A 208-nucleotide genomic window follows, 5' to 3' on the forward strand; every position below is an offset into this window, starting at 1 on the left:
GGAACAAAAATCAGGCCACTTCACGGATCAGTGGGACGGAACGCGATTCACGGGGATTTCCGCGTTGCGTCCCACGATTTGCCGTGATTTCGTGGGATGGAACGCAAAAGCGGGCTTGTTTCGCGTTGCGTCCCACGGATCACCGGGCATCACAGGATATGTTCAGGTGGCATGCAGGTGAAAACGTTGGAAAATGGCGGTTCTCTGG

General features: G+C 55.3%; 1 protein-coding gene. It reads left to right on the forward strand.

Annotation, left to right across the window (positions count from 1 at the left end):
- A partial coding sequence (locus tag EHS19_RS11185) for a hypothetical protein (protein WP_206666375.1) occupies window positions 1–181 on the forward strand: 181 nt, incomplete at its 5' end.
- Window positions 182–208 lie beyond the last annotated feature (27 nt).

Source organism: Bifidobacterium jacchi, from assembly GCF_009078285.1.
In the GTDB taxonomy this organism is placed as follows: domain Bacteria; phylum Actinomycetota; class Actinomycetes; order Actinomycetales; family Bifidobacteriaceae; genus Bifidobacterium; species Bifidobacterium jacchi.